Origin of the sequence: Lysobacter sp. Root983, assembly GCF_001429345.1 — a bacterium.
In the GTDB taxonomy this organism is placed as follows: domain Bacteria; phylum Pseudomonadota; class Gammaproteobacteria; order Xanthomonadales; family Xanthomonadaceae; genus Lysobacter.
In genome coordinates, this window is record NZ_LMJO01000001.1 from 1,040,600 (window position 1) to 1,062,756 (window position 22,157).

The window sequence follows — 22,157 nt, forward strand, 5'->3', positions numbered from 1 at the left end:
CCGGCTAGACTTGCGGCCGGAACGGACACCGGAGCGAGCGTGGAAACCCTGCTATTCGTGGCCGGCCTGGTCGCCGGCCTGATCCTGGCGCGACTCTATCGCCCCGGCGCCGCGCCGGCGTCGGCGCCGCCCGTCGCCGCCACGGCGGACGCCGATGGCGCGACCGACCAAGCCGCCGCGCCACCGGCGTCCGAAGAGACACCCGATGGCACCCAGGAAACGCCGCAAGACCGGCTCGCGCGTCTGCTGCGCGAGGTCATGGTCCACGACGACCGCATCCAGCGCCCGCAGGACCTGATGGCGCAGGCCGAGTTCCAACAGGGCACCGACCTGCTCGCCAGCGCCGCCTTCGACGCGGCCGAACTGCTGCGCCAGGTGCCGGGCAACGGCTATGTGCTGCAGTCGATGGCGATACGCGCCGCCGGGCGTCGCGACGATGTCGCGCTCGAACCGCTGCTGGAACAGGCCGGCCAGCTGGGCGCCTATCCGCTGTACTTCCTGGTCGAGTTGCTGCGCGCGCGGCCCGACGCCGGCGAGCGCTTGTTGGCGCTGATGCGCCACGCCCAGCCCTGGTGGTGGGAGTTCGTGCCGCTGCGCCAGCAGTTGCGCGATTACCTGCAAGCGGCCGAAGGCGCCGCGCCGCCGGCCGCGCTGCCGGCGCTGGACGATCTCGACGAGGACGCGGTCGGGCACCTGCGCGACACTCTCAAGCGCTTCCAGTCGCCGCTGCTGGCGCCCCTGCAGGAGCAGGTCGAACGCGCCGTCGGCGCGCGTCGCGAGTCGCGCGTGCTGGGCGCTTTCGGACGCGTGAATCCGGCGCTCAAGCCGCGTACCCGCATCGTCCACGACGAGCTGGCCGCGCAGCTGCAACGCCTGCACGAACTCTACGCCGGCGACGAAGCCGCCTCGGTGCTGGTGTCGGGCGAGCACGGCGTCGGCAAGAGCGTGTTGATCGACCTGCTGAGCGAGCGCCTGCGCGACGAGGGCTGGCTGGTGTTCGAGGCCTCGGCGGCCGAAGTGCTGGCCGGCCAGAGCTACATCGGCGAACTGGAAGAGCGCGTGCGCGAGATGCTCGCCGTGCTCAATCGCAAGCGCGCCCTGTGGCGGGTGTCCGAATTCGTCGACCTGCTCGCCAAGGGCGCGCATTCGCGCGACCCGCGCGGCCTGCTCGATCTGGTGCTGCCGGCGATCGAACGCGGCGAGCTGCGCCTGATCGGCGAAGTCACGCCGCGCCAGCTCGCGCAACTGCTGGTCGCGCGGCCGGTCATCAAGCACCACTTTCAGATCCTCGGTCTGGCGCCGCTGGACCCGGCCGCGATGGAGCCGGTGGCTCAGCGCTGGGCGCAGGCCGAGCGCGAACGCCAAGGCCGCGAGGTCGCCGACGCGCGCACCCTGACCGAGGCCGCGCGCATGGCCGCGCAGTACTTTCCCGAGCAGCAGGAACCCGGCCGCCTGTTGCGCCTGCTCGACGACGCCCTGCAGGCCGCGACCGCGGCCGATCCGCCGACGCTGCCGCTGGATGCCGAACAGGTGCTGGCGACGATCGCGCGCCGCAGCGGCCTGCCGCTGGATGTGATCGACGACCGCCAGAGCCTGGACCTGGAGCGCCTGCGCGCGTTCTTCCGCACCCGCGTGATCGGCCAGGACGAGGCGGTGGACGCCCTGCTCGACCGCATCGCCATGCTCAAGGCCGGCCTGACCGACAACGGCCGCCCGATCGGCGTGTTCCTGTTCGCCGGGCCCACCGGCACCGGCAAGACCGAACTGGCCAAGGCGCTCAGCGAACTGCTGTTCGGCAGCGACGAGCGCCTGCTGCGCCTGGACATGAGCGAGTTCCAATCCGAGGACGCGGCCTGGCGCCTGACCGCCGACGAGGACGCCAACGGCGGCGTGCGCTCGCTCACCGCGCGCATCCGCGAGCAGCCGTTCTCGGTGCTGCTGCTGGACGAGTTCGAGAAGTCCCACCCCAAGGTCTGGGACTTGTTCCTGCAGGTGTTCGACGATGCCCGTCTCAGCGACCGCAGCGGCAACACCGTCGACTTCCGCCACAGCATCATCATCCTGACCAGCAACATCGGCTCGACCATCTCGCGCAACGCCGGGCCGGGCTTCACCTCGGCGCGCGGCGGCTATTCCAGGCTCGCCGTCGAAAAGGCGCTGTTCGAGACCTTCCGCCGCGAGTTCATCAACCGCATCGACCGGGTGGTGCTGTTCAACCCGCTCGATCGCAACCTGATGCGCGAAATCCTGCACAAGGAGCTGGACCGGGTACTGACCCGGCGCGGCCTGCGCAATCGCGACTGGGCGGTGGAATGGGAGCCGTCGGCGATCGAGTTCCTGCTCGACAAGGGCTTCACCCCGGACCTGGGCGCGCGGCCGCTGCGGCGCGCGATCGAGCACTACCTGCTGGCCCCATTGGCGCGCAGCATCGTCGAACACCGCGCCCCGCAGGGCGACCAGTTCCTGTTCGTGCGCAGCGCGGGCGACCGGCTCGACGTCGAATTCATCGATCCCGCGCCCGCGCTGACGACGCCGCCTGGCGCGGACGCATCGGCGCAGTCGCACGACGCCGGCGACCTGCGCGACCTGGTGTACGCGCCGCCCACCGACGCGGACGCGGTCGCGCGCCTGGACGCGCGCCTGGCCGAGCTGGAAGAGATCGTGCTGGGCCCGTCATGGCGCGGCGAGCGCGAGGCCGACTACGCGCGCATGGCCGCGGCCGACTTTTGGAACTCGCCCGAGCGCCATGGCGTGCTGGACCGGATCGAGCGCCGCGACCGCATCGAAAGCGCGCTGGACACCGCGCTGCGCATGCATCAGCGCCTCGGCCGCGACGGCGGCAACGCCAGCTTCGCCCAGTCGCTGGCGCAGCTGCTGTTCCTGCTCGGGCTGGCGGTGGACGCGCTGCGCGCGCAGCGCCCGCAGGACGCGCTGATCGAGATCGACGTCAGCGAATCCGCGCAGCAGCGCCACGGCGAGGAACTGCGCCTGTGGTGGCAGCGCATGGTCGGCATGTACCAGGCCTGGGCGCAGCGCCGCAATATGCGCGTGCAGGTGCTGCGCGAAGATCCCGAACGCTGCAGCGCCTGGCTGGCGGTGAGCGGCTTCGGCGCGTTCGACCTGCTGGAGCCCGAGTCCGGCCTGCATGTTTACGAAGACAAGAGCGACGACAACACCCAGCGGCTGTCGGTACTGGTGCAGGTCGCGCCGGACCTGCCCGGCCGCGCGCGCCAGTCGCAGGGCGCGCCCGAGGGCGAACGCCGCATTTGCCGCCGCTATCGTCAGGCGCCCTCGCCGCTGGTGCGCGACAGCGTGCGCGGCTGGCGCAGCGGCCGCCTGGACCGGGTGCTGGACGGCGAGTTCGATGTGATCCAGGGCAGCTGAGCGCGACCCGCGAGCCGACGGCGCCACGCCGTCGGCTCCATCGGGATCAGGGGTTGCCGCCGCCGGGGCATACCCTTCGATAGGTGTGGGTCTTGGCAACCTGCTGCCCATCGGAGGACGTCACCGTTACCGTGGCGGTGTCCTGCCAATACATGCGCACGCTCCTGGTGGTGCCCGCCACCGGCACGAAGGTACCGGACCAGCTGTACTGATAGGGCGGCGACCCGCCGGCCGCCGTGGCGGTGAACATGACGTACTCCCTGCACGCGGATTCGGCCGTGGTGATCGCCACGCTCAGCGGCAGCGCGAACTCATAAGCCACGCGATCGTCGAACAGCTGCGCCCAGCGCCCGTCGAAGCCGCCGTTGGCTGGGGTGTACCAGGCCCCGGTCAGCCAGGTCCCGGCTTCGTAGAGCTCGCGCGTATCGACCGCGCCGCCGTGGACGAAGAAATCGTGCTGGCGCCAGTAATTGTTCAAGGAGCCGAGGTCGCCGCTGGCATCGGCGCGGTTGCGGCCGTCGCCGCCGCGCCCCGCCCCCTCGTAACCTTTGAACTTGTCGGAGCCGGACACGATGTCGGCGTTGGTCTCCGCCGAATACGCGCCCATGAACCAATCCTTGCCCAGCACGCCATTGCGTCCATCGGTCTGGCTGGAGGCGCTGCTGTCGCGCGAGCCCAGGTAGAAGCGCTGCAACCCGGCCGGCACTTCGACCTGTCCGGCCTCGTCCAGCAGCGCGGTCTCGAGCAGCACGTCCTCGGTGGAATCGGCCGTCCAACTGATCGGCCACGTCGCTGCATCCCACTGGCCGCGGAAGACGTCGGCGATATCCTGCAGTTCGTAGGTGATGCGCTTCACCGCATACCAGGGCGTCTCGCCGTCCTGCCGGGAGGCCAGCGAGCTGGCGTTTCCGTAGTGGATCGGCTGCGCGCCCCAAGCGCTTACCGCGGCGGCGGAGGCTTCCGGCACCCAGACGTAGTGCACCTTCTTGTCGCCGTCGTTGGTGACGTCCACCTTCGCATTGCCCGCCGTCTGCGCCCAGGATTGGATCTGCGCGTAGCTGTGCTGGACGAAATGCAATTCGTGGGCGGTGGCGCCGCCCGGATCCAGACCGCCGTCCTCGTCGGCCTGCCAAAGCAACACGTGCTTGCCGCTGGCGACGCTCATGAAATTCAAGTCGGGGCTGCCGGCGGCGCGCATGACATGGTCGTGATGGCTGGTCACGGTGACATGGCCGACGGACTCGCCTAAGGCACCCGGCGTGCCGCCCACCCCGCGCACGCCGATCTCCACGCGCTCCCAATCGTGGATTTCGTTACCTTTCTTATCCACCGGGTGGTAGACGTGGTACAGCAGGATCAGGCCTTTTCCGCCACCGTCCGTGTATTCCACCAACGACGTATACAGGGTCGGGCGAATACGCCAATGCTTGTAGTCGCCGCTTGCCGCAGCCGAGCCCGCGACGTACTGCGGCAGCAGGTTCACCCAGGTGTAACGATTGTTGGCGAAGTTGCCGTCGCGATCGAAGTCGTAGTTGCTGATCCAATCCCGCCCGGGTTTGCCGCCGTTCTCCTCCGAGCGCTGCAGGATCAACGGCGCGTAGTACTGCAGGTAGCTCTGCCGTTGCAGCGGACTCAAGCTCCAGACCTGCGCGGACGCGGGGCCGGCCGACAGCAGAACGCAGGCTATGGCCATCATCAGGGCATAACCGTATCGACGCGCCCGTTCGATCCAGTTCCCGGTTCGCGCTCCGGGCGCCTCCGCCGCATCGCCCCTGGCGGTGCGCATCGGCCGAGTCCAGGCCGACGCGGCCGACCAGTGCCAGCGAATCTTGCCGCTCTTCATCTTCAATCCTCCGTTGATCGAATGGGGTGGCGCCGCGCGCACGCGCTGCCAGGACGATGCTAGAGACCTCGCACGCCGAGCGGCGCGCCCGCGCGCACAAACAAACCGAAAGCTGCGCTTCGGACACAGTTCGCTGGCACCTGCGAGCCGTCCGGAGCGGGCCGCGATCCCATGGCCGGCCCCACTCATAGTCAAAAGCTATCGAATACGTCGAAAGGATCGATTTCACACGGAGTAGCGGGCCGCCGTACTGTCCAAGGGCGCCTGCGACTACCCTCCCCCATAAAGGCGAGCAAACGATCGAAACGCCGACACATTCCTAAGCGAAGTTCGAACGGAGCCATCGACGATTCCGTTCGCGCATCGGCATCGCGCTTCCACCCTACCCAATCGTTGCGTCCGCACCGTCAACAGCGAAGAGGCAAAGCACCCATGTCAAACGAAGCGAAGTGCCCGTTCAATCACACCGCTGGCGGCGGTACCTCGAACCGGGATTGGTGGCCGCATCAGGTCAGCCTCAAGGTCCTGCACCAGCAAACGCCGGCCTCCGATCCCATGGATCCGGACTTCGATTACGCCAAGGCGTTCAAGACCCTCGACCTGGCGGCGCTCAAGCGCGATCTCACCGCGCTGATGACCGACTCGCAGGAATGGTGGCCGGCCGACTTCGGCCATTACGGCCCCTTGTTCATCCGCATGGCCTGGCATAGCGCGGGCACCTACCGCACCATCGACGGCCGCGGCGGCGGCGGCGCCGGCCAACAGCGCTTCGCCCCGCTCAACAGCTGGCCGGACAACGGCAATCTCGACAAGGCGCGCCGCCTGCTGTGGCCGATTAAGCAAAAGTACGGCAACAAGATTTCCTGGGCCGACCTGATGATCCTCACCGGCAACGTCGCGCTGGAATCGATGGGCTTCAAGACCTTCGGTTTCGCCGGCGGCCGCGCCGACGTGTGGGAACCCGAGGAAGTGTATTGGGGCGCCGAAACCACCTGGCTGGGCGACCAACGCTATAGCGGCGACCGCAATCTGGAGAATCCGCTGGGCGCCGTGCAGATGGGCCTGATCTACGTCAATCCGCAGGGCCCGAACGGCAATCCCGATCCGGTCGCGGCCGCGCGCGACATCCGCGACACCTTCGCGCGCATGGCGATGGACGACGAAGAAACCGTCGCGCTGATCGCCGGCGGCCACACCTTCGGCAAGACCCACGGCGCCGGCCCGGAATCGCATGTCGGTCGCGAGCCTGAGGGCGGCGACATCGAGCAGCAGGGCCTGGGCTGGGCCAGCAGCTTCAACAGCGGCATCGCCGGCGACGCGATCACCAGCGGCCTGGACGTGACCTGGACCAGCAAGCCGACCCAGTGGAGCAACGAGTTCTTCGCCAACCTGTTCGGTTTCGAATGGGAGCTCAGCAAGAGCCCGGCCGGCGCGCACCAATGGATCGCGAAGGACGGCGCGGGCGCGGGCACGATTCCGGACGCGTTCGATGCCAACAAGCGCCGCGCCCCGACCATGCTGACCACCGACTTGTCGCTGCGCATGGACCCCGCCTACGAAAAGATCTCGCGGCGCTTCTTCGAAAACCCGGACCAGTTCGCCGATGCGTTCGCGCGCGCCTGGTTCAAACTCACCCACCGCGACATGGGCCCGCGCGCGCGCTACCTCGGCCCGGAAGTGCCGGCCGAAGAACTGATCTGGCAGGACCCGGTGCCGCCGGTCGACCATGCTTTGATCGACGATCGGGACGTGGCGACGCTCAAGGCCAAGATCCTGGCCAGCGGCGTGCCGATCTCGCAGTGGGTGTCCACCGCCTGGGCCGCGGCGTCCAGCTTCCGCGGCTCCGATAAGCGCGGTGGCGCCAACGGCGCGCGCATCCGCCTGGCGCCGCAAAAGGATTGGGAAGCCAATCAGCCCGCGCAACTCGCGCAGGTGCTGCAGACGCTGGAAGGCATCCAGCGCGACTTCAATGCCGCCCAGTCCGGCGGCAAGAAGGTGTCGCTGGCCGATCTGATCGTGCTGGCCGGTAACGCCGGCGTCGAGCAGGCCGCGAAGAACGCCGGCTATCCGGTCCAGGTGCCTTTCAGCGCGGGCCGCACCGATGCCACCCAGGAGCAGACCGACGCGCATTCCTTCGCCGTGCTGGAACCGATCGCCGACGGCTTCCGCAACTATCTCCAAGGCAAGCCCAACGTGTCCAGCGAGGCCCTGCTGGTCGACAAGGCCCAGTTGCTGACGCTGACCGCGCCGGAGATGACGGCGTTGATCGGCGGTCTGCGCGTGCTCAACACCAACGTCGGCCAGACCCGGCACGGCGTGTTCACCCAGCGCGCCGACACCCTGAGCAACGACTTCTTCGTCAACCTGCTCGACATGGGCACGCAGTGGAAGGCGACCTCGGACGCCAAGGACGTGTTCGAAGGACGCGACCGCAAGACCGGCGAACTCAAGTGGACGGCGACCCGCGCCGACCTGATCTTCGGTTCGCATTCGCAGCTGCGCGCCCTGGCCGAGGTCTACGCCAGCTCGGACGCGCAGGAGAAGTTGGTCCACGACTTCGTGGCGGCCTGGACCAAGGTGATGAACCTGGACCGTTTCGATCTCGCGTAAGACCGGAGGCCGGACCGTCGGGCGCAGGCCCGACAGTTCGGCGCCGATGGCCGATCCGGCCCGCGCGCGTAGCCGTCAGTCCTGCGCGCGCGGTTCCGGCATCGGCGTCGCCCTGCAATCCCTGTGCACCTCACTGGCCCGGCGAGCGATCGTCGGGTCTTTTTTCGCGTTTAGCCCGCGTAGCCGTCGGCACCCAGCGCCAATGCCGCCGCGAGCACCGACAGGGGCAGTTGCGCCTGCTCGGGCTCGTCGTCCTCCAGGTGCCAGGCCGCCGACACGCCCTGTTGCGCCGCGATCCAGGCCAACAGCCGCGCGGGCGCCAGGCCGCTGGCCTCGGCGACCACCTGCAGGCGGCGTTCCAGGCGGCGCGGCAGCTCGCGCCCCAGTTGCAGGGGGTCGCCGAACATGGTCGCGTGGTCGTAGCCGCGATCGCCGATCACGCGCTTGGGATCGATCGCCAACCAGCCGCGTCGCGGGCCGAAATCCAGCACGTTCTCGTGGTGCAGATCGCCGTGCAGCGGGACCGGATCGACCGTCGCTTGCAGCAGGCCTTCGGCGATCCGCCACGCGCGCGCGTACAGCCCGCCGTGATCGCGCGCGACCTGGGCCAGGGACTCGAAATACATCGACAGCGGTTGCAAGCCGTCCGGCGGCACGGCGGGGTGCGCGTGCAGTCGCCGCGCCACCTCGCACAGGATGCGGCAGGCCCGATCGTCGCGACCGTCCGAGGCCATCGCCAGCAGGGAGTCGCGACCGGTCGCGCGCTCGATCAACAGCACGTGACCCTCGCTGGCGAGCACGCGCGCGGCGCCATCGCCATCCCACCAGCGCATCAGCACGCCGCCCCAGCGCTCCTCCGGGTCGTAGGCCAGCTTCAGCATGGCCGGCGCCCCTGCGTGCAGCACTGGTTGCAACGCGCTGGACGGAGTATCGAAGGCCGCGCCGTCGGCTTGCAGGCCCCAATGCCGGCGCCAAGGACGCAAGGCGGTGTCCGGATCCGGGCGGAGTTCGTCGTCGTGCAGAACTGCGGGCGATTCGCTCATCGGGCTCGTACTCATCCTGGGTGCGGGGCGGCGTCGCCTTGCCGGCATTCGGCCCGGCCTGGGTTTGGCCGACACGCCGCGGGGGCTAGCGGATCCTGAGGCTTGCGGACACCTCGCCGCCATGCCGGATCCGGCGGCATCGCCGCGCGCGCCCCAGGGACTATGCACAGAGTTCGTGCCGGTTCGCGCAGACCTTGCGGCAGGCCCGCTCGCGGCAGCGGACCGGCGACGGGCGGTCGTCACCACGCTGGCGCGAAACGGCGCTAGGATCGGTTTCCAATTGCCAAAAGGACGCGCCCCCATGAGCTTGACCGACGACCTCCTCCGCCAACTTCAGGGCCAGCCGCTGGAGCAGATGAGCAGCCAGCTCGGCCTGTCGCAGTCGCAGACCGCGGGCGCGGTGTCGGCGGCGCTGCCGCTGCTGCTGGGCGCGCTGGGTCGCAACACCAGTCAGCCCCAAGGCGCCGAGGCTCTGTTCGGTGCGCTCCAGCGCGACCACGCCGGCGCCGCCAGCGGCCTGGACATCGGCAGCGTGCTGGGCGCGGTGCTCGGCGGCGGCGCTCCCAGCCGCCAGACCGACGGCGCCGGCATCCTCGGCCACATCTTCGGCGGCCGCGAGGACACCGCGGCCCAGGGCCTGGGCCAGGCCACCGGCCTCGGCGGCAGCCAGGCCAACACCCTGCTCAAGATCCTCGCCCCGATCGTGCTGTCGTACCTGGCCCAGCGCATGTTCTCCGGCGGCGGCCAGGCCGCGGCCTCGCCGCAGGCCCTGGGCAACGTGCTCGGCCAGGAACGCGAACGCATCCAGCAGGACAGCGGCGCCGGCGGCCTGCTCGGCGCGGTGCTGGACCAGGACGGCGACGGCCAGCTCGGTTTGGGCGACCTGCTCAAGATCGGCGGCGGCCTGCTGGGCGGCGGCGGCAATCGCTGAAGCCTGGATCATCCAGCACTCCCTCTGCGGCCGCGTTTCGACGCGGCCGCAGTCGTTTTGGGGTCGACTGGGATCGCATCGCGGCTGACGCCGCTCCCACACGAAGCGATCGTGCTGCTTCGGGGTAGGAGCGGCGCAAGCCGCGACCGCGCAAGGCGGCGACGGCGATAGTCGGCATGTGCGCGTCGCCGGCTCCGGCGGCGGTGCGCACCTATGCCAGCGACGACTCGACATCCATAAGGCGCTAGCGCTGCTTACTGTGGGAGCGGCGTGAGCCGCGATCGCGCCATTTCAGCGGCGGCGCTGCTCACGCAATGCGCCCCGTCCCTCAGCGCGGGCTAGGCGCGCCCCTACAACGCGTCGATATCGCCCAGCGCGCGGATCAGCCGTCGCGCGCGTTTGTCGGGCTTGGTCTCGGGGGCCTGGTAGCCGTTGCGTTCGGCCACGCGCAAGGCGCGGGCCGCTTCGCGCGCGGCGCGCGAGGCCTCGGTTTCGGCGTACAGGGCCTGGGCGACGCTGGCGGGGCCGCGGGTGTCGCTGAGCGCGAGCACGTTGACCTCGAACAGTTCCTCGCCACGCGCGATGCGCAGCGCATCGCCCGCGCGCAGCGCGCGCGAGGCCTTGGCGCGTTGGCCGCCGACTTCGATCTTGCCGGTCTCGATGGCGCTGCGCGCGAGGCTGCGGGTCTTGTAGAAACGCGCCGCCCACAGCCACAGGTCCAGGCGCACGCTGGCGGTCGCGGGCGCCGCTTCGACGGTGGACGGTTTTTTCTCGGAATTCGTTTTCATCGGTATCACGAATGCGGCGCGCCCAGGATCACGCTAGGCATTGAAATTGCGGTGCTTCCAGGCTTTGCGTACTCGCCTCGCGTTGACCGAGCGCAGCGCGATCGCAGCGGGACGACTACGCGCGGGTGCAGATTCCGCGGAGGCTCAGATCTCTTCCAAGGCCAAGGTGAACACACCGGCTTCGCCCGCGTCGTAGGCCTCGCGCCAGATCCGGTAACCCTCCAGATCCTCATCGGTCACCGGCATCGAGCCGATCACCCGCGGCGCCGCTTCGGCCACGCGGCTGTCGACGATGGGAAAGTGGCCGAGCAGCGGCAGGCCCTTGAGTTCGGCGACATCGTCCACGTGCTCGGCCAGGACTTCGTCGGCGGCGTTCACGTCGAACTTGCGCAGCGACATCGCCGCGCCGCCGTCGGGCAACGCGTCGATGCGCTGCACCCAGAAGAAACCCCAGAGGCTATCGCTGCGCTGGTAGGTGCAGATATCGCCTACGGACAAGTTCGATTGCATGCATGCGCTCCTGCGCGGACCCTTCGGGTACGGCATCGGCGATGCCTTGCGACCAATCTAGCGCATGGCGCCCGTTGGATAAAAGCTTGCGCCCGCATCGCGCGTCGCGGCGCTGGCGGGCGCGATACGCGGCGCACCGGGCGCCCGGCGGAAATGCGACATCGCACACGCGGCATCGCAGTTGGACGCCGTAAACCACGCTTCGAAACGAGATGCTCAAACGAAAACGGCCGCCTCGCGGCGGCCGTTTTCCACGCTGCGCGCGAGGCGCGCGACGCGAAATTACTCGGCGGCGTTCTTGGCGCGCGCGTAAGCGGCCAGGTCTTCCTTGATGCGCGCCTTCTTGCCTTCCAGGCCACGCAGGTAGTACAGCTTGCCCGAGCGGACCTTACCGCGGCGCTTGACGTCGACCGAGTCGATGATCGCGCTGTGGGTCTGGAACACGCGCTCGACGCCGAAGCCGTGCGAGATCTTGCGCACCGTGAACGAGGAGTTCAGGCCGCCGTTCTTCTTCGCGATGACCACGCCTTCGTAGGCCTGGACGCGCTCACGGTTGCCTTCCTTGACCTTCACGTTGACGACGATGGTGTCGCCGGGGCCGAAGTCCGGCAGCTGGCGCTGGACCTGTTCGGCTTCGAAATTCTGCAGCAGGGTGTGGAGCGAGGGCTTGTTCATGGCACGGCCTGTTGGATTAGTTGTTGCGCGAGTGCACGTGGACCCGCGTCATGGCATGGATGGAGCAATGAAGCCGTGCATTATAACGGCCTTTTTCGTTGCGTGACTAGGGCTTAGCCGATTCGGCCTGCGCCGCCGGGTCCGCCCCGGCCTCCTCGCCCCGGGCCCGAGCCGGCCCGGATACCTCCGCGGCGGCCTGTTCGGCCCGATAAGCGGCCAACAGGGCGCGATCGTCCTTGGACAGGCCGGCTTCGTCCAGTAAATCGGGGCGCCGCTCGGCGGTCCGGCCCAGCGCCTGCTGGCGCCGCCAGCGCGCGATCCGGGCGTGGTTGCCGGACATCAGCACCTCCGGAACCGGGCCCAACTCGTGCTCGACCGGGCGGGTGTAGTGCGGGCAGTCCAGCAGGCCGTCGTCCTCGAAGCTGTCCTGGACCGCGGATTCGGCGTCGTTGAGCACGCCCTCGCGCAGGCGCGCGACCGCGTCCACCACCACCGCCGCGGCCAGCTCGCCGCCGGACAGGACGTAGTCGCCGATCGACAGCTCCTCGTCGACCTCGGCCCGGATCAGGCGCTCATCCACGCCCTCGTAGCGGCCGCACAGCAGGATCAGACGTTCGCTGGCGGCGAGTTCGCGGACCTTGGCCTGGGTCAGGCGCGCGCCCTGCGGGCTGAGATAGATCACCCGCGCCGGCGCCGGATCGGCCGCGCGCGCCGCGCGCAGGCTGGCGCGCAGCGGATCGATCAGCATCACCATGCCGGGACCGCCGCCGAACGGACGGTCGTCGACCCGGCGGTAATTGCCCTCGGCGTAGTCGCGCGGGTTCCAGCCCTGCAGCGACAGCAGCCCGCGCTCGGCCGCGCGCCCGACCACGCCGAAAGCCGCGCACTGGGCGACGAATTCGGGGAACAGGCTGACGACATCGATACGCATAGGGCCAGGAACGAGCGGGTAGGAGTGAGGAACGAGAGTCAAAGCCTAAGTGGATCGGCGGGTCGGTAACGAGACCGGGAAAGAAAGCGCTCTCGCTCCTTTTTACTCTGCGCTCGTTCCTAGAACTCGGGATCCCAGTCCACCGTGACCACGCCGGCCTCGAAATCCACCGAGGTCACGTACTGCGGGATCACGAACGGAATCATGCGCTCGCGCTCGTCGTCGCGCGCGACCAGCACGTCGTTGGCGCCGGTGGCGAACAGATGCGACACGGTGCCCAGCTGGACACCGTCGACGGTGACCACGCGCAGGCCTTCCAGGTCGACCCAGTAGTACTCGCCCTCGCTGGGGGGCGGCAGGGCCGAACGCGGGACATAGATTTCGGTGCCGCGCAGGGCTTCGACGGCGTCGCGGTCGGCGACGTCGGGGAAACTGGCGACCAGATATTTGCCGCTTTCGCGGCCACGCACGCCCGACAGCTCGCGCTCGCGTCCTTGCGGGTCGCGCACGATCCAGGGCTGGTAGCGGAAGATGGCGCTGCGAGGCTCGGTCCAGGACTCGAGCTTGACCTCGCCGCGCACGCCGAAAGCGCTCAGCACCCTGCCCAGCAGGATGCGACGCGTGGATTCGGTCATTGCGATGCGGCCGTGAGGCGGTCGCCGCGCGCGCGAGGCGCGCGGCGAAGCGGCTTAGGCGGCCGGAGCGGCCTTGCCGGCCTGCTTGTAGAGGCCAGCGACCTTCTCGGTCAGCTGAGCGCCCTTGCTCACCCAATGCTCGACACGAGCGATGTCGAGTTCGACGCGCTTCTCGTTGCCGGTGGCGACCGGGTTGTAGAAACCGACGCGCTCGATGTTGCGGCCGTCGCGGGCGCTGCGGCTGTCGGTGACGATGATGTGGTAGAACGGACGCTTCTTGGCGCCGCCACGAGTCAGGCGAATCTTGACCATCTTTACAGTTCCTGTGTTGCCCAGTCGCCGGATTGGCGAGGTAAGCCGGAAATTGTAGCCGATTCGTGGGCTTAGGCAAACTCGCCCCCGGCCTCCCCACGCCCGGGCGGCCCCGCCCGGCCCTGGCGCGGCGGCGGGCCCTCCCTGGCCACGCCGCCTGCCCCTGCCTGAATGGCCGTCCCTGGCCGGCCCCGCCTTCCGTAGCGGGGCCCGATAAGGCTTACAGCCCGTAGCGGATGCTGCCGCGCAGGGGCTTGTCGGCGCCGTCGCAGAACTGCTCGAAGTCCACGTGGATCCCGATCAGGCGCCCATTGAGGGGGTCGTAACGCACGCCCTTGACCTCGACCTGGCCGCCGCTGATCCAGCTGCAGCGCCCCTGGCTCGGACGATCGAACACGAACAGGGCACTGGTGTCGGTGCCGATGGGCCAGGTGCCCGGCTGCAGCACGCCGCCGACCGGCGGCCTGAGCTTGGCGCGCCAGACGTCGCGCTGGCCGCTCACGGTGAAATCCATGTAGTTCGACTCTCCCAGCAAATGGAAGGTGCTGGTGTCGCCGAAGTAGCTCTTCTGCAGGCCCTGGCCGACCGGGTCGTCGCCGCCGCTGTCGAGCTTCACCGAGTACGGGGCCACGTTGTGCCGGATCACCGCCGCCAGCACCGGTGCGCTCGCGCTGCCGCAGCGTTGCAGCACCGTGGCCTCCAATGCCGCCACCCGCCCCTGCCGATCCAGTTCCAGCTGCTGGATATGGATCTCGCCCCATAGATCGTCGCAACGGCGACCGCCATTGGCCATGTATACGTAGGGCGCGCGGCCGGTACGCAAGGTGGGGTGCTCGGCGTCGTAGTACCGGCCCAGTTCGAACTTGCGCTGCGTCGGCGCCCCCACGGAGACGTACCAGTGGTCGTCGCCGCGCGCGACGGTCAGACGGATGGAGTGCGCGTCGGCCTCCATCGTCATCGTCGAGTCGGCATCGGTGTACACGGCGGACTGGCCCGCACCGACCGGATCGCCGGCCTGGCTGTGGACGGCAAACACCGTGTCCGCATGCGCGGAAGCGGCGAACAGGCCCGCGAACGCGAGCGCGGCGGTGGTGCAACGGCGGAACATCTTCGTCATATGCGCTTCACTCCTTGATGATGGCCGCGCCGCCCTTACCCCGGAGCGACGCGGCCTGTGGCGAACCCGCCGGCCCTGGCGAGCCGGCGGCCAGTCGGTGGCGACTGCGCGGCGCGTTGCGGTCCTGCATCGCGCTGCAGGGATATGATCGCGTTCGCACGTCTCCGCCATTAAGACGGCGCGGCGCCGCCGGTCGGGCGACGCGCGGCGAACGCAATCGCAGCGGGCGATACGCGGGTGGTGTACCTATGCGGACACGGCGATCGCGAATGCCGCGATGTCGCAGCGGCGACGCAGTCGCGGCTCTCCATGTATCGATCGCGGCTTACGCCGCTCCCACAGAAGGCCGGGGTTGCGCTGCTTTGGGGTAGGAGCGGCGTAAGCCGCGACCGCGCGATGGCGATGGCGATGGCGTCGAAAGCCTCGCTGGCTGCGCGCCTGATTCGTCGCTACTTCACAGGGCGCTCGACGCAAGGCCCCGACCCGGCTTGCCCAGCGCACCGGATGCCGGCGCTCGGCCTGAATCTGATCGCGGCTCACGCCGCTCCTACCCCAAGGCCGCGCAACCGCTTTCTGTGGGAGCGGCGTGAGCCGCGATTGCGCGACTTCGTGCGGCGACGCGGTCGCCGCTCGCGCCGTTCCTACAGGAGGCAGCGGCTGCCCTTGGGAGGGCGAGCGGTGGCGATACGTTGCGTTCGCGCAAACGAAAACGGCGGCCAGTGGCCGCCGTTTCGATGCTGTCGCGCCCGCGCCGGACGATCAGCGGAACGGCATGCCGCCGCGGCCGCCCATCATGCCCTTCATGCCGCGCATCAGGCCCTTCATGCCGCCGCCGGAGAGCTTGCTCATCATCTTTTCCATCTGCTGGAACTGCTTCATGAGCTTGTTGACATCGGCCGGGGTCATGCCCGAGCCCTTGGCGATGCGCGCGCGGCGCGAACCGTTCAGCAGCGCCGGATTGCGACGCTCCTTCTTGGTCATCGAGTTGATGATCGCGACCATCCGCGGCACTTCCTTGCCGGTGACTTGGTTCTTGACCGCCTCGGGGATCTGGCCCATGCCCGGCAGCTTGTCCATGAGCCCGTGCAGGCCGCCCATGTTCTGCATCTGCTCGAGCTGGTCCTTCATGTCGTTGAGGTCGAACTTCTTGCCCTTGGCGACCTTCTCGGCGAGCTTCTGCGCCTTGTCCTTGTCGACCTGCTGCTCGACCTGCTCGACCAGCGACAGCACGTCGCCCATGTCGAGGATGCGGCTGGCGACGCGGTCGGGATGGAACACGTCCAGGCCGTCGGGCTTCTCGCCGACGCCGATGAACTTGATCGGACGGCCGGTGATGTAGCGCACCGACAGCGCGGCGCCGCCGCGCGCGTCGCCGTCGGTCTTGGTCAGGACCACGCCGGTCAGCGGCAGCGCTTCGCTGAAGTGCTTGGCGGTGACCGCGGCGTCCTGGCCGGTCATCGAGTCGACCACGAACAGGGTTTCGACCGGCGACACCGCGGCGTGCAGGGCCTTGATCTCGGCCATCATCGCTTCGTCGATGCTGGTGCGGCCGGCGGTGTCGACGATCAGCACGTCCACATAGGACTTGCGCGCGTCGTCGATCGCGGCGCGCACGATCGCTTCGGGCTTCTGGTCCGCGCTGGAGGCGAAGAACAGCACGTCGACCTGTTCGGCCAGGGTCTTGAGCTGCTCGATCGCGGCCGGACGGTAGACGTCGGCCGAAACCACCATGACCTTCTTCTTGCGGCGTTCCTTGAGGTGCTTGGCGAGCTTGGCGACGGTGGTGGTCTTGCCCGCGCCCTGCAGGCCGGCCATCAGGATCACCGCCGGCGCCGGCACGTTGAGGTTGAGGTCGGCGGCCTGCGAGCCCATGACCGCGGTGAGCTCGTCGCGCACCACCTTGATCAGGGCCTGGCCCGGGGTCAGCGACTTCAGCACTTCCTGGCCGACCGCGCGCACCTTGATGCGCTCGATCAGGGCCTGCACCACCGGCAGCGCGACGTCGGCCTCGAGCAGGGCGATGCGGACCTCGCGGGTGGCCTCGCGGATGTTCTCCTCGGTCAGCCGGCCGCGGCCGCGCAGGCGCTCGATGGTGCCGGACAGGCGTTGGGTCAGGGATTCGAACATGGGGCGTCGGGGGCGTTAGGCGGAATCGCGAAGTATAGCGTCCGAGAGGCGGGAGGCCGTGCGGGGATAGAGAGGTCGGGGCTTGCGAAAGGGCTATCGCCCTGGCTCGAAGCGCAAATCCCCCTCGCTCCCCTTTTCCAAAGGGGGAGGAAAAGCGACGCCGCGGATTTGCACGGGGCGGTGCCGGAACACACGACAGCCACGCAGCGCCGTACGACCTGCTCCCTGGCTCTTGCGAATCCCCAATCTCCAATCCCCAATCCCGGCTCTTATGCCACACTGCCGCGATGACAATCGTTCTCATCGCCGTGGTCCTCTATCTGGTCGCCGCCGCGCTGCTGGTCGCGGCCGTGCGCAAGGACGGCGGGCGCAAGGCCCGGTTGTGGCTGCTGCCGGCCGATCTGGCGGTGTTGCTGCACGGCGCCGCCCACCTAATGGCCTGGAAACTCGCCGGCGGCGCCGATCTGCATTTCTTCGCCGCCCTGTCCCTGGTCGGACTGGGCATGGCGGCGCTGACCGCGGTGGTCGGCGCGTCCGGGCGCATGGCCGCGCTGGGCGTGGTGGTGTTCCCGCTGGCGGCGCTGACCCTGATCGGCTACCACGCCTACGGCCACGTGCTGGCCGAGCCGCTGGACTGGCGCCTGCAGCTGCACGCCTGGTTCGCCCTGCTCGCCTACGCCACCCTCGCGATCGCGGCCCTGTTGGCGACGATGCTGTGGCTGCAGGAACGCGCGCTGCGCCGGCGCGAGTTCCACGGCTGGCTGCGCGGCCTGCCGCCGCTGGTGGAGCTGGAGACCCTGCTGTTCCGCACCATCGCGGTCGGCTTCGCGCTGCTCACCGCGACCCTGCTGACCGGCCTGCTGTTCGTCGAGAACCTGCTGGCCCAGCACCTGGTGCACAAGACCGCGCTGAGCGTGCTGTCCTGGCTGGCATTCGGCGGCCTGCTGCTGGGCCGCTGGCGCTACGGCTGGCGCGGCGGCACCGCGGTGCGCTGGACCCTGGCGGCGATGGCGCTGCTGGTGCTGGCGTTCTTCGGCAGCAAGTTCGTGCTGGAGCTGGTCCTGCAACGGACCTGAGTCCACCGCCCTCTCGTACCACCCGCAATCGGAATCGCGCATGCAGGACTGGATCCGCTCGCTGTCGCCGCGCAGCGAGTTCGTGGTGGTGATCGGGCTGGCGTTCGGCTGGGCCTTGCTGTCCAGCCTGCAGAGCGTGCTGTCCGGCGCGCCCGCGCAGACCGACGCGGCCTACACTTTCAGCGCCGCCGACCTGTGGAGCGTGCTCATCGTCGAACTGACGGTGATCGCGATGCTCGGCTACTTCCTGCGCCTGCGCGGCTGGACGATGGCGCATTTCGGGCCGCCGGCGCAGGCCGGCGATGCGGTGCCCGCGCTGGTCCTGGTGGCGGCGTCGATACTGTCGTACCAGTTGCTGGCGACGCTGGCGCTGTCCAGCGGCACCGCGCTCAAGCCCGCGCAGACGACGCCGGACGTGGGCTGGACGGCGATCCTGGCGACTTCGGCGGTGAACGGCTTCTACGAGGAGATCTTCGTCTGCGGCTACGTGCTGGTGGCCCTGCGCGAACGCTGGGGCCTGTGGCCGGCGATCCATGTCAGCACCGCGATCCGGGTCGCCTACCACCTCTATCAGGGCTCGGCCGGGGTGCTGGGCATCGTGCCGCTGGGCCTGCTGTTCGCCGGCTGGTACGCCCGTACCGGACGGCTGTGGCCGGTGATCCTAGCCCATGTGTTGCTGGACGTGATCGCCTTGGCGGCGTTGGCCTGAGCGAAGACTACGTCGCATCCAACTGATTTAAATGAATAATTTCCGTCTAAAACCTTGACGAGAGGTCCTGGGCGGGCGCGGGCGCGCTCGCCCGCGCGCCGCGACACGGCGTTCCATTGACGTAACAATATTTGCATTGACAACTATTGCAGAGGGTAGCAATATGCCGCCCCATGAAGACCGCCCCTCCCCCGATCGCCTGCAGCGGCTCCACCCTGGGCCTGCTGTTCCGCCAAGTCCGCGACGCCATGTGGGCGCAGATGGAGCGCGAGCTGGCCGCCGCCGGCCATGAACTCACGTTCAGCCAGTACATCACCCTGAAGAAGCTCGCCGACGGCACCGCCGGCGTGACCGACCTGGCGCGCGCCGCCGAACTCAATCCCGGCGCCATGACCCGCCTGCTCGACCGGCTGGAAGCGCGCGGCCTGGTCGCGCGGGTCGCCGATCCGTCGGATCGCCGGGCTTTGAACATTCATCTCACCGACGCCGGTGTGACCATCTGGCAGGACATCAACAAATGCGGCCAGCGCGTGCGCGAGCAGGCGTTGAGCGGCATGAGCGACGTAGAACGCGAAACCCTCACGCGCCTGCTCGAACAGGTGCGCGACAACCTCACTCCCTCCGGTTCCTGAGCCATGAACATGCCTGTCTCGACCGCCCGCACCGCGCTACCGCGACGCGCGCTGCGCCCCCTGCTCACCGCGCTGGCCGCGGCGTTGATCCTGGCCGGCTGCGCCAGCACCCACGGCCTGACCCCCGAAGGCCGAGCGCTCGACGCCGACGCGTTGGAGAGCCAGCGCAGCCTGGGCGCCTACGCGGTGTCCGACGCCGCGTTCCCGAAGCAGGATTGGTGGACCGCGCTGGGCGATGCCCAGCTCGACAGCCTGATCGCCGAAGCCCTGGCCGGCACGCCCAGCCTGGACGCCGCCGACGCGCGCGTGCGCCAGGCGATCGCGCAGGCCGGCCTGGCCGACGCCGCGCGCAAGGCCACCGTCGGCGCCGGCGCCCAGTACGCGGGCGTGCGCATTCCCGAAACCGTGGCCCCGGAACCGCTGGGCGGCCACTACAGCGGCGTCGAACTGCTGTCGCTGAGCTTCAAGTACAGCCCCGACCTGTGGGGCGGCCATCGCGCGCGCTGGGAGTCGTCCCTGGGCCAGGCCCGCGCCGCCGAAGTCGAAGCCCAGGCCGCGCGCCTGACCCTGTCGTCCAACATCGCGCGCGCCTACGTGACCCTGGCGCAGGCGCATGCGGCGCAGGACGTCGCAGTCGCCGAAAAGGAACGCGCCAGCCGCCTGCTCGGCCTCGGCCGTCAGCGCGTCAAGGCAGGTCTGGACAACCAGTTGCAGATCCGTAACGCCGAAAGCACGGTCGCCTCCGCGCAGCAGCAGGCGCAGGCGGCGCAGCAGCAGATCGACGCCAGTCGCAACGCGATCGCCGCGCTGCTGGGCAAGGGCCCCGACCGCGGCCAGAGCATCGCCAAGCCGGGCCTGCTGAGCGCGTCCGCGCCGGCGATCCCGGCGGTCGCATCGAGCGAACTGTTGGGCCACCGCCCCGACGTGGTCGCCGCGCGCTGGCGCGTGGAAGCGGCCGCGCACGGCATCGATGCCAGCAAGGCCGACTTCTATCCGACCGTGAACCTCAGCGCCATGATCGGCCTGGCTTCGGGCGGCCTGTCCGACCTGTTCTCCAGCGACGCCCTGCTGCTGCAAGGCGGCCCGGCGATCAGCATGCCGATCTTCGACGGCGGCCGTCTGCGCAACCAACTGGCCAAGAGCGACGCCGATTACGACCTCGCCGTCGCCACCTACAACCAGAGCCTGGTCGGTGCGCTGCGTGAAGTCGCCGACGCCCTGCAGGCCGCGCGCTCGCTGGACGCGCAGTTGGTCTCGGCGCAACAGGCGCGCGACGCCGCGCAGTCGGCCTGGCAACTGGCCACGGCGCGCTACCGCGGCGGCCTGGGCACCCAGCTCGACGTGCTGGCCGCGCAGCGCCCGCTGCTGCAGCTGGATCAGCAGATCGTGACCCTGCGCGCGCAGCGCCTGAGCGCTTCGATCGAACTCGACCGCGCGCTCGGCGGCGGACTCCAGCTCACCGCTCCCACCACCGCCATCTCCAATTCCGACATCGCCAAGGCCTCCACGCCATGACCACCGAAATCAATCCGCAAGCCGCGGCCCCGGCCGCGCCCACCAACGGCAAGCGCCGCAAGTTCCTGCTCCTCCTGCTGGCCGTGGTGGTGATCGCCGCGATCGGCTGGACGGCCTGGTACCTGCTGGTCGCGCGCTGGCACCAGGACACCGACGACGCCTACGTGCAGGGCAACATCGTCAGCATCACCCCGCAGTCGATCGGCACCGTGGTCAGCATCGGCGCCGACGACGGCATGAAGGTGACGGCCGGCCAGGTGCTGGTCCAGCTCGATCCCAACGACGCCCAGGTCGCCTACGAACAGGCGGTCGCCAACCTCGCCAACACGGTGCGCCAGGTGCGCGGCCTGTACAGCGCGGTCGATGCCGGCCAAGCCGATCTGAGCGCACGCGAAGTCGCGGTGCAGAAGGCGCGCGCCGACGTGAAGCGTCGCGAGGGTCTGGTCGCCAGCGGCGCGGTCTCGGCCGAGGAGCTGGCCCACGCGCGCGACGAACTGGCCGCCGCCGAAGCCAGCCTGTCGTCCTCGCGCGGCACCCTGTCGCGCAACCGCGCGCTGGTCGACGCCACCACCCTGGGCAAGCAGCCGCAGGTCGCCGCCGCCGCCGCGCAGCTGCGCCAGGCCTACCTCAACCTGCAGCGCGCCGCCATCGTCGCGCCGGTCTCCGGCTACGTCGCCAAGCGCAACGTGCAGCTGGGCCAGCGCGTGCAGCCCGGCGCCACGCTGATGACCATCGTGCCGCTGGAGCAGGTCTGGGTGGACGCGAACTTCAAGGAAACCCAGCTCAACAACATGCGCATCGGCCAGCCGGTCGAGCTGCATTCGGACCTCTACGGCAGCGATGTGGCCTTCGAAGGCAAGGTCGCCGCGATCGGCATGGGCACCGGCAGCGCGTTCGCCCTGCTGCCGGCGCAGAACGCCAGCGGCAACTGGATCAAGATTGTGCAGCGCGTGCCGGTGCGCATCGAGGTCGATCGCAAGCAGGTGCTCGAACACCCGCTGCGCCTGGGCCTGAGCATGCACGTCGACGTCAACATCCGCGGCCAGGACGGCGCGATGCTGGCCGGCTCGACCCCGGCCAAGCCGGTGCTGACCACCGACGCCTACACCAAGCAGCTCGCCGACGCCGACGCGCTGATCGAGAAGATCGTCAACGACAACCTGCCCAACCGCCACGGCTGAGCGCAGGCGGCGCGGGCCGGTCCCGCGCGCGCATCCGACGCCCGGCGCAATGAGCCGGGCGCCCTCGCCCAACCGCACTGCGATGCCGCAGCCGATCGCGACCTCGCCCCGTTAGCGACGAACGCCGCGCCACTCCTT

The 22,157-nt window shown here is 69.4% G+C and carries 18 protein-coding genes; 8 read left to right on the forward strand and 10 right to left on the reverse strand.

Annotated features, from left to right (window positions below; genetic code table 11):
* Positions 1-39: 39 nt before the first annotated feature.
* Positions 40-3,384 (forward strand): AAA family ATPase, encoded by a 3,345-nt coding sequence (locus tag ASE43_RS04495; protein ID WP_057159589.1) that lies wholly within the window; start codon positions 40-42, stop codon positions 3,382-3,384.
* Positions 3,385-3,430: 46 nt separating this feature from the next.
* Here ASE43_RS04495 and ASE43_RS04500 read toward each other — a convergent pair whose 3' ends face one another.
* The gene (locus tag ASE43_RS04500) at positions 3,431-5,080 is read right to left on the reverse strand and encodes a SprB repeat-containing protein (protein ID WP_200956209.1); all 1,650 of its coding nucleotides are present in this window, start codon (positions 5,078-5,080) and stop codon (positions 3,431-3,433) included.
* A gap of 579 nt (positions 5,081-5,659) precedes the next feature.
* Between ASE43_RS04500 and katG the strand changes: the two genes are divergently transcribed.
* Positions 5,660-7,837 (forward strand): catalase/peroxidase HPI, encoded by a 2,178-nt coding sequence (gene katG / locus ASE43_RS04505; protein WP_057159590.1) that lies wholly within the window; start codon positions 5,660-5,662, stop codon positions 7,835-7,837.
* 170 nt (positions 7,838-8,007) lie between these two features.
* Here the strand turns inward: katG and ASE43_RS04510 are convergent, their stop codons facing one another.
* Positions 8,008-8,880, reverse strand: coding sequence for an aminoglycoside phosphotransferase family protein (locus tag ASE43_RS04510; protein WP_082607095.1), 873 nt, complete (start codon positions 8,878-8,880; stop codon positions 8,008-8,010).
* Positions 8,881-9,181: 301 nt separating this feature from the next.
* On the opposite strand from ASE43_RS04510, the gene ASE43_RS04515 reads away from it, so the two are divergent.
* Positions 9,182-9,811, forward strand: coding sequence for a DUF937 domain-containing protein (locus ASE43_RS04515; protein WP_056175790.1), 630 nt, complete (start codon positions 9,182-9,184; stop codon positions 9,809-9,811).
* A 350-nt stretch (positions 9,812-10,161) separates the two neighbouring features.
* Here the strand turns inward: ASE43_RS04515 and ASE43_RS04520 are convergent, their stop codons facing one another.
* The 8 genes from ASE43_RS04520 to ffh form a co-directional block, all read right to left on the reverse strand.
* Positions 10,162-10,599: an RNA-binding S4 domain-containing protein gene (locus tag ASE43_RS04520; protein WP_056175793.1), complete on the reverse strand. Its 438-nt coding sequence runs from the start codon at positions 10,597-10,599 to the stop codon at positions 10,162-10,164.
* Positions 10,600-10,743: 144 nt separating this feature from the next.
* Positions 10,744-11,109, reverse strand: coding sequence for a hypothetical protein (locus ASE43_RS04525; RefSeq protein ID WP_057159591.1), 366 nt, complete (start codon positions 11,107-11,109; stop codon positions 10,744-10,746).
* Between the two features lie 282 nt (positions 11,110-11,391).
* Positions 11,392-11,784, reverse strand: coding sequence for a 50S ribosomal protein L19 (rplS, locus tag ASE43_RS04530; protein ID WP_056175799.1), 393 nt, complete (start codon positions 11,782-11,784; stop codon positions 11,392-11,394).
* A 106-nt stretch (positions 11,785-11,890) separates the two neighbouring features.
* Positions 11,891-12,715, reverse strand: coding sequence for a tRNA (guanosine(37)-N1)-methyltransferase TrmD (gene trmD / locus ASE43_RS04535; protein WP_057159592.1), 825 nt, complete (start codon positions 12,713-12,715; stop codon positions 11,891-11,893).
* Positions 12,716-12,834: 119 nt separating this feature from the next.
* The gene (gene rimM / locus ASE43_RS04540) at positions 12,835-13,350 is read right to left on the reverse strand and encodes a ribosome maturation factor RimM (protein ID WP_056175806.1); all 516 of its coding nucleotides are present in this window, start codon (positions 13,348-13,350) and stop codon (positions 12,835-12,837) included.
* A gap of 54 nt (positions 13,351-13,404) precedes the next feature.
* Positions 13,405-13,662, reverse strand: a complete 258-nt coding sequence (rpsP, locus tag ASE43_RS04545; protein ID WP_056175808.1) for a 30S ribosomal protein S16 — start codon at positions 13,660-13,662, stop codon at positions 13,405-13,407.
* A 220-nt stretch (positions 13,663-13,882) separates the two neighbouring features.
* Complete coding sequence (locus ASE43_RS04550; protein WP_057159593.1) at positions 13,883-14,779, reverse strand: hypothetical protein; 897 nt, start codon at positions 14,777-14,779, stop codon at positions 13,883-13,885.
* Between the two features lie 759 nt (positions 14,780-15,538).
* Positions 15,539-16,906 (reverse strand): signal recognition particle protein, encoded by a 1,368-nt coding sequence (gene ffh, locus ASE43_RS04555; protein WP_056175819.1) that lies wholly within the window; start codon positions 16,904-16,906, stop codon positions 15,539-15,541.
* A gap of 287 nt (positions 16,907-17,193) precedes the next feature.
* Here ffh and ccsA point away from each other — a divergent pair, with 287 nt between their 5' ends.
* The 5 genes from ccsA to ASE43_RS04580 all read left to right on the forward strand — a co-directional run bounded on the left by ccsA (position 17,194) and on the right by ASE43_RS04580 (position 22,019).
* On the forward strand, positions 17,194-17,982 hold the full coding sequence (ccsA, locus tag ASE43_RS04560; RefSeq protein WP_057159594.1) for a cytochrome c biogenesis protein CcsA: 789 nt from the start codon (positions 17,194-17,196) through the stop codon (positions 17,980-17,982).
* Positions 17,983-18,022: 40 nt separating this feature from the next.
* Positions 18,023-18,691, forward strand: a complete 669-nt coding sequence (locus ASE43_RS04565) for a type II CAAX endopeptidase family protein (RefSeq protein ID WP_056175825.1) — start codon at positions 18,023-18,025, stop codon at positions 18,689-18,691.
* Between the two features lie 173 nt (positions 18,692-18,864).
* A complete protein-coding gene (locus ASE43_RS04570) occupies positions 18,865-19,323 on the forward strand; it encodes a MarR family transcriptional regulator (protein WP_056175828.1) in 459 nt (152 codons plus the stop codon).
* A 3-nt stretch (positions 19,324-19,326) separates the two neighbouring features.
* Complete coding sequence (locus ASE43_RS04575; protein WP_057159595.1) at positions 19,327-20,838, forward strand: efflux transporter outer membrane subunit; 1,512 nt, start codon at positions 19,327-19,329, stop codon at positions 20,836-20,838.
* Positions 20,835-22,019, forward strand: a complete 1,185-nt coding sequence (locus tag ASE43_RS04580) for an efflux RND transporter periplasmic adaptor subunit (RefSeq protein ID WP_057159596.1) — start codon at positions 20,835-20,837, stop codon at positions 22,017-22,019. The genes ASE43_RS04575 and ASE43_RS04580 overlap by 4 nt, the downstream gene beginning before the upstream one ends.
* Positions 22,020-22,157: the final 138 nt, after the last annotated feature.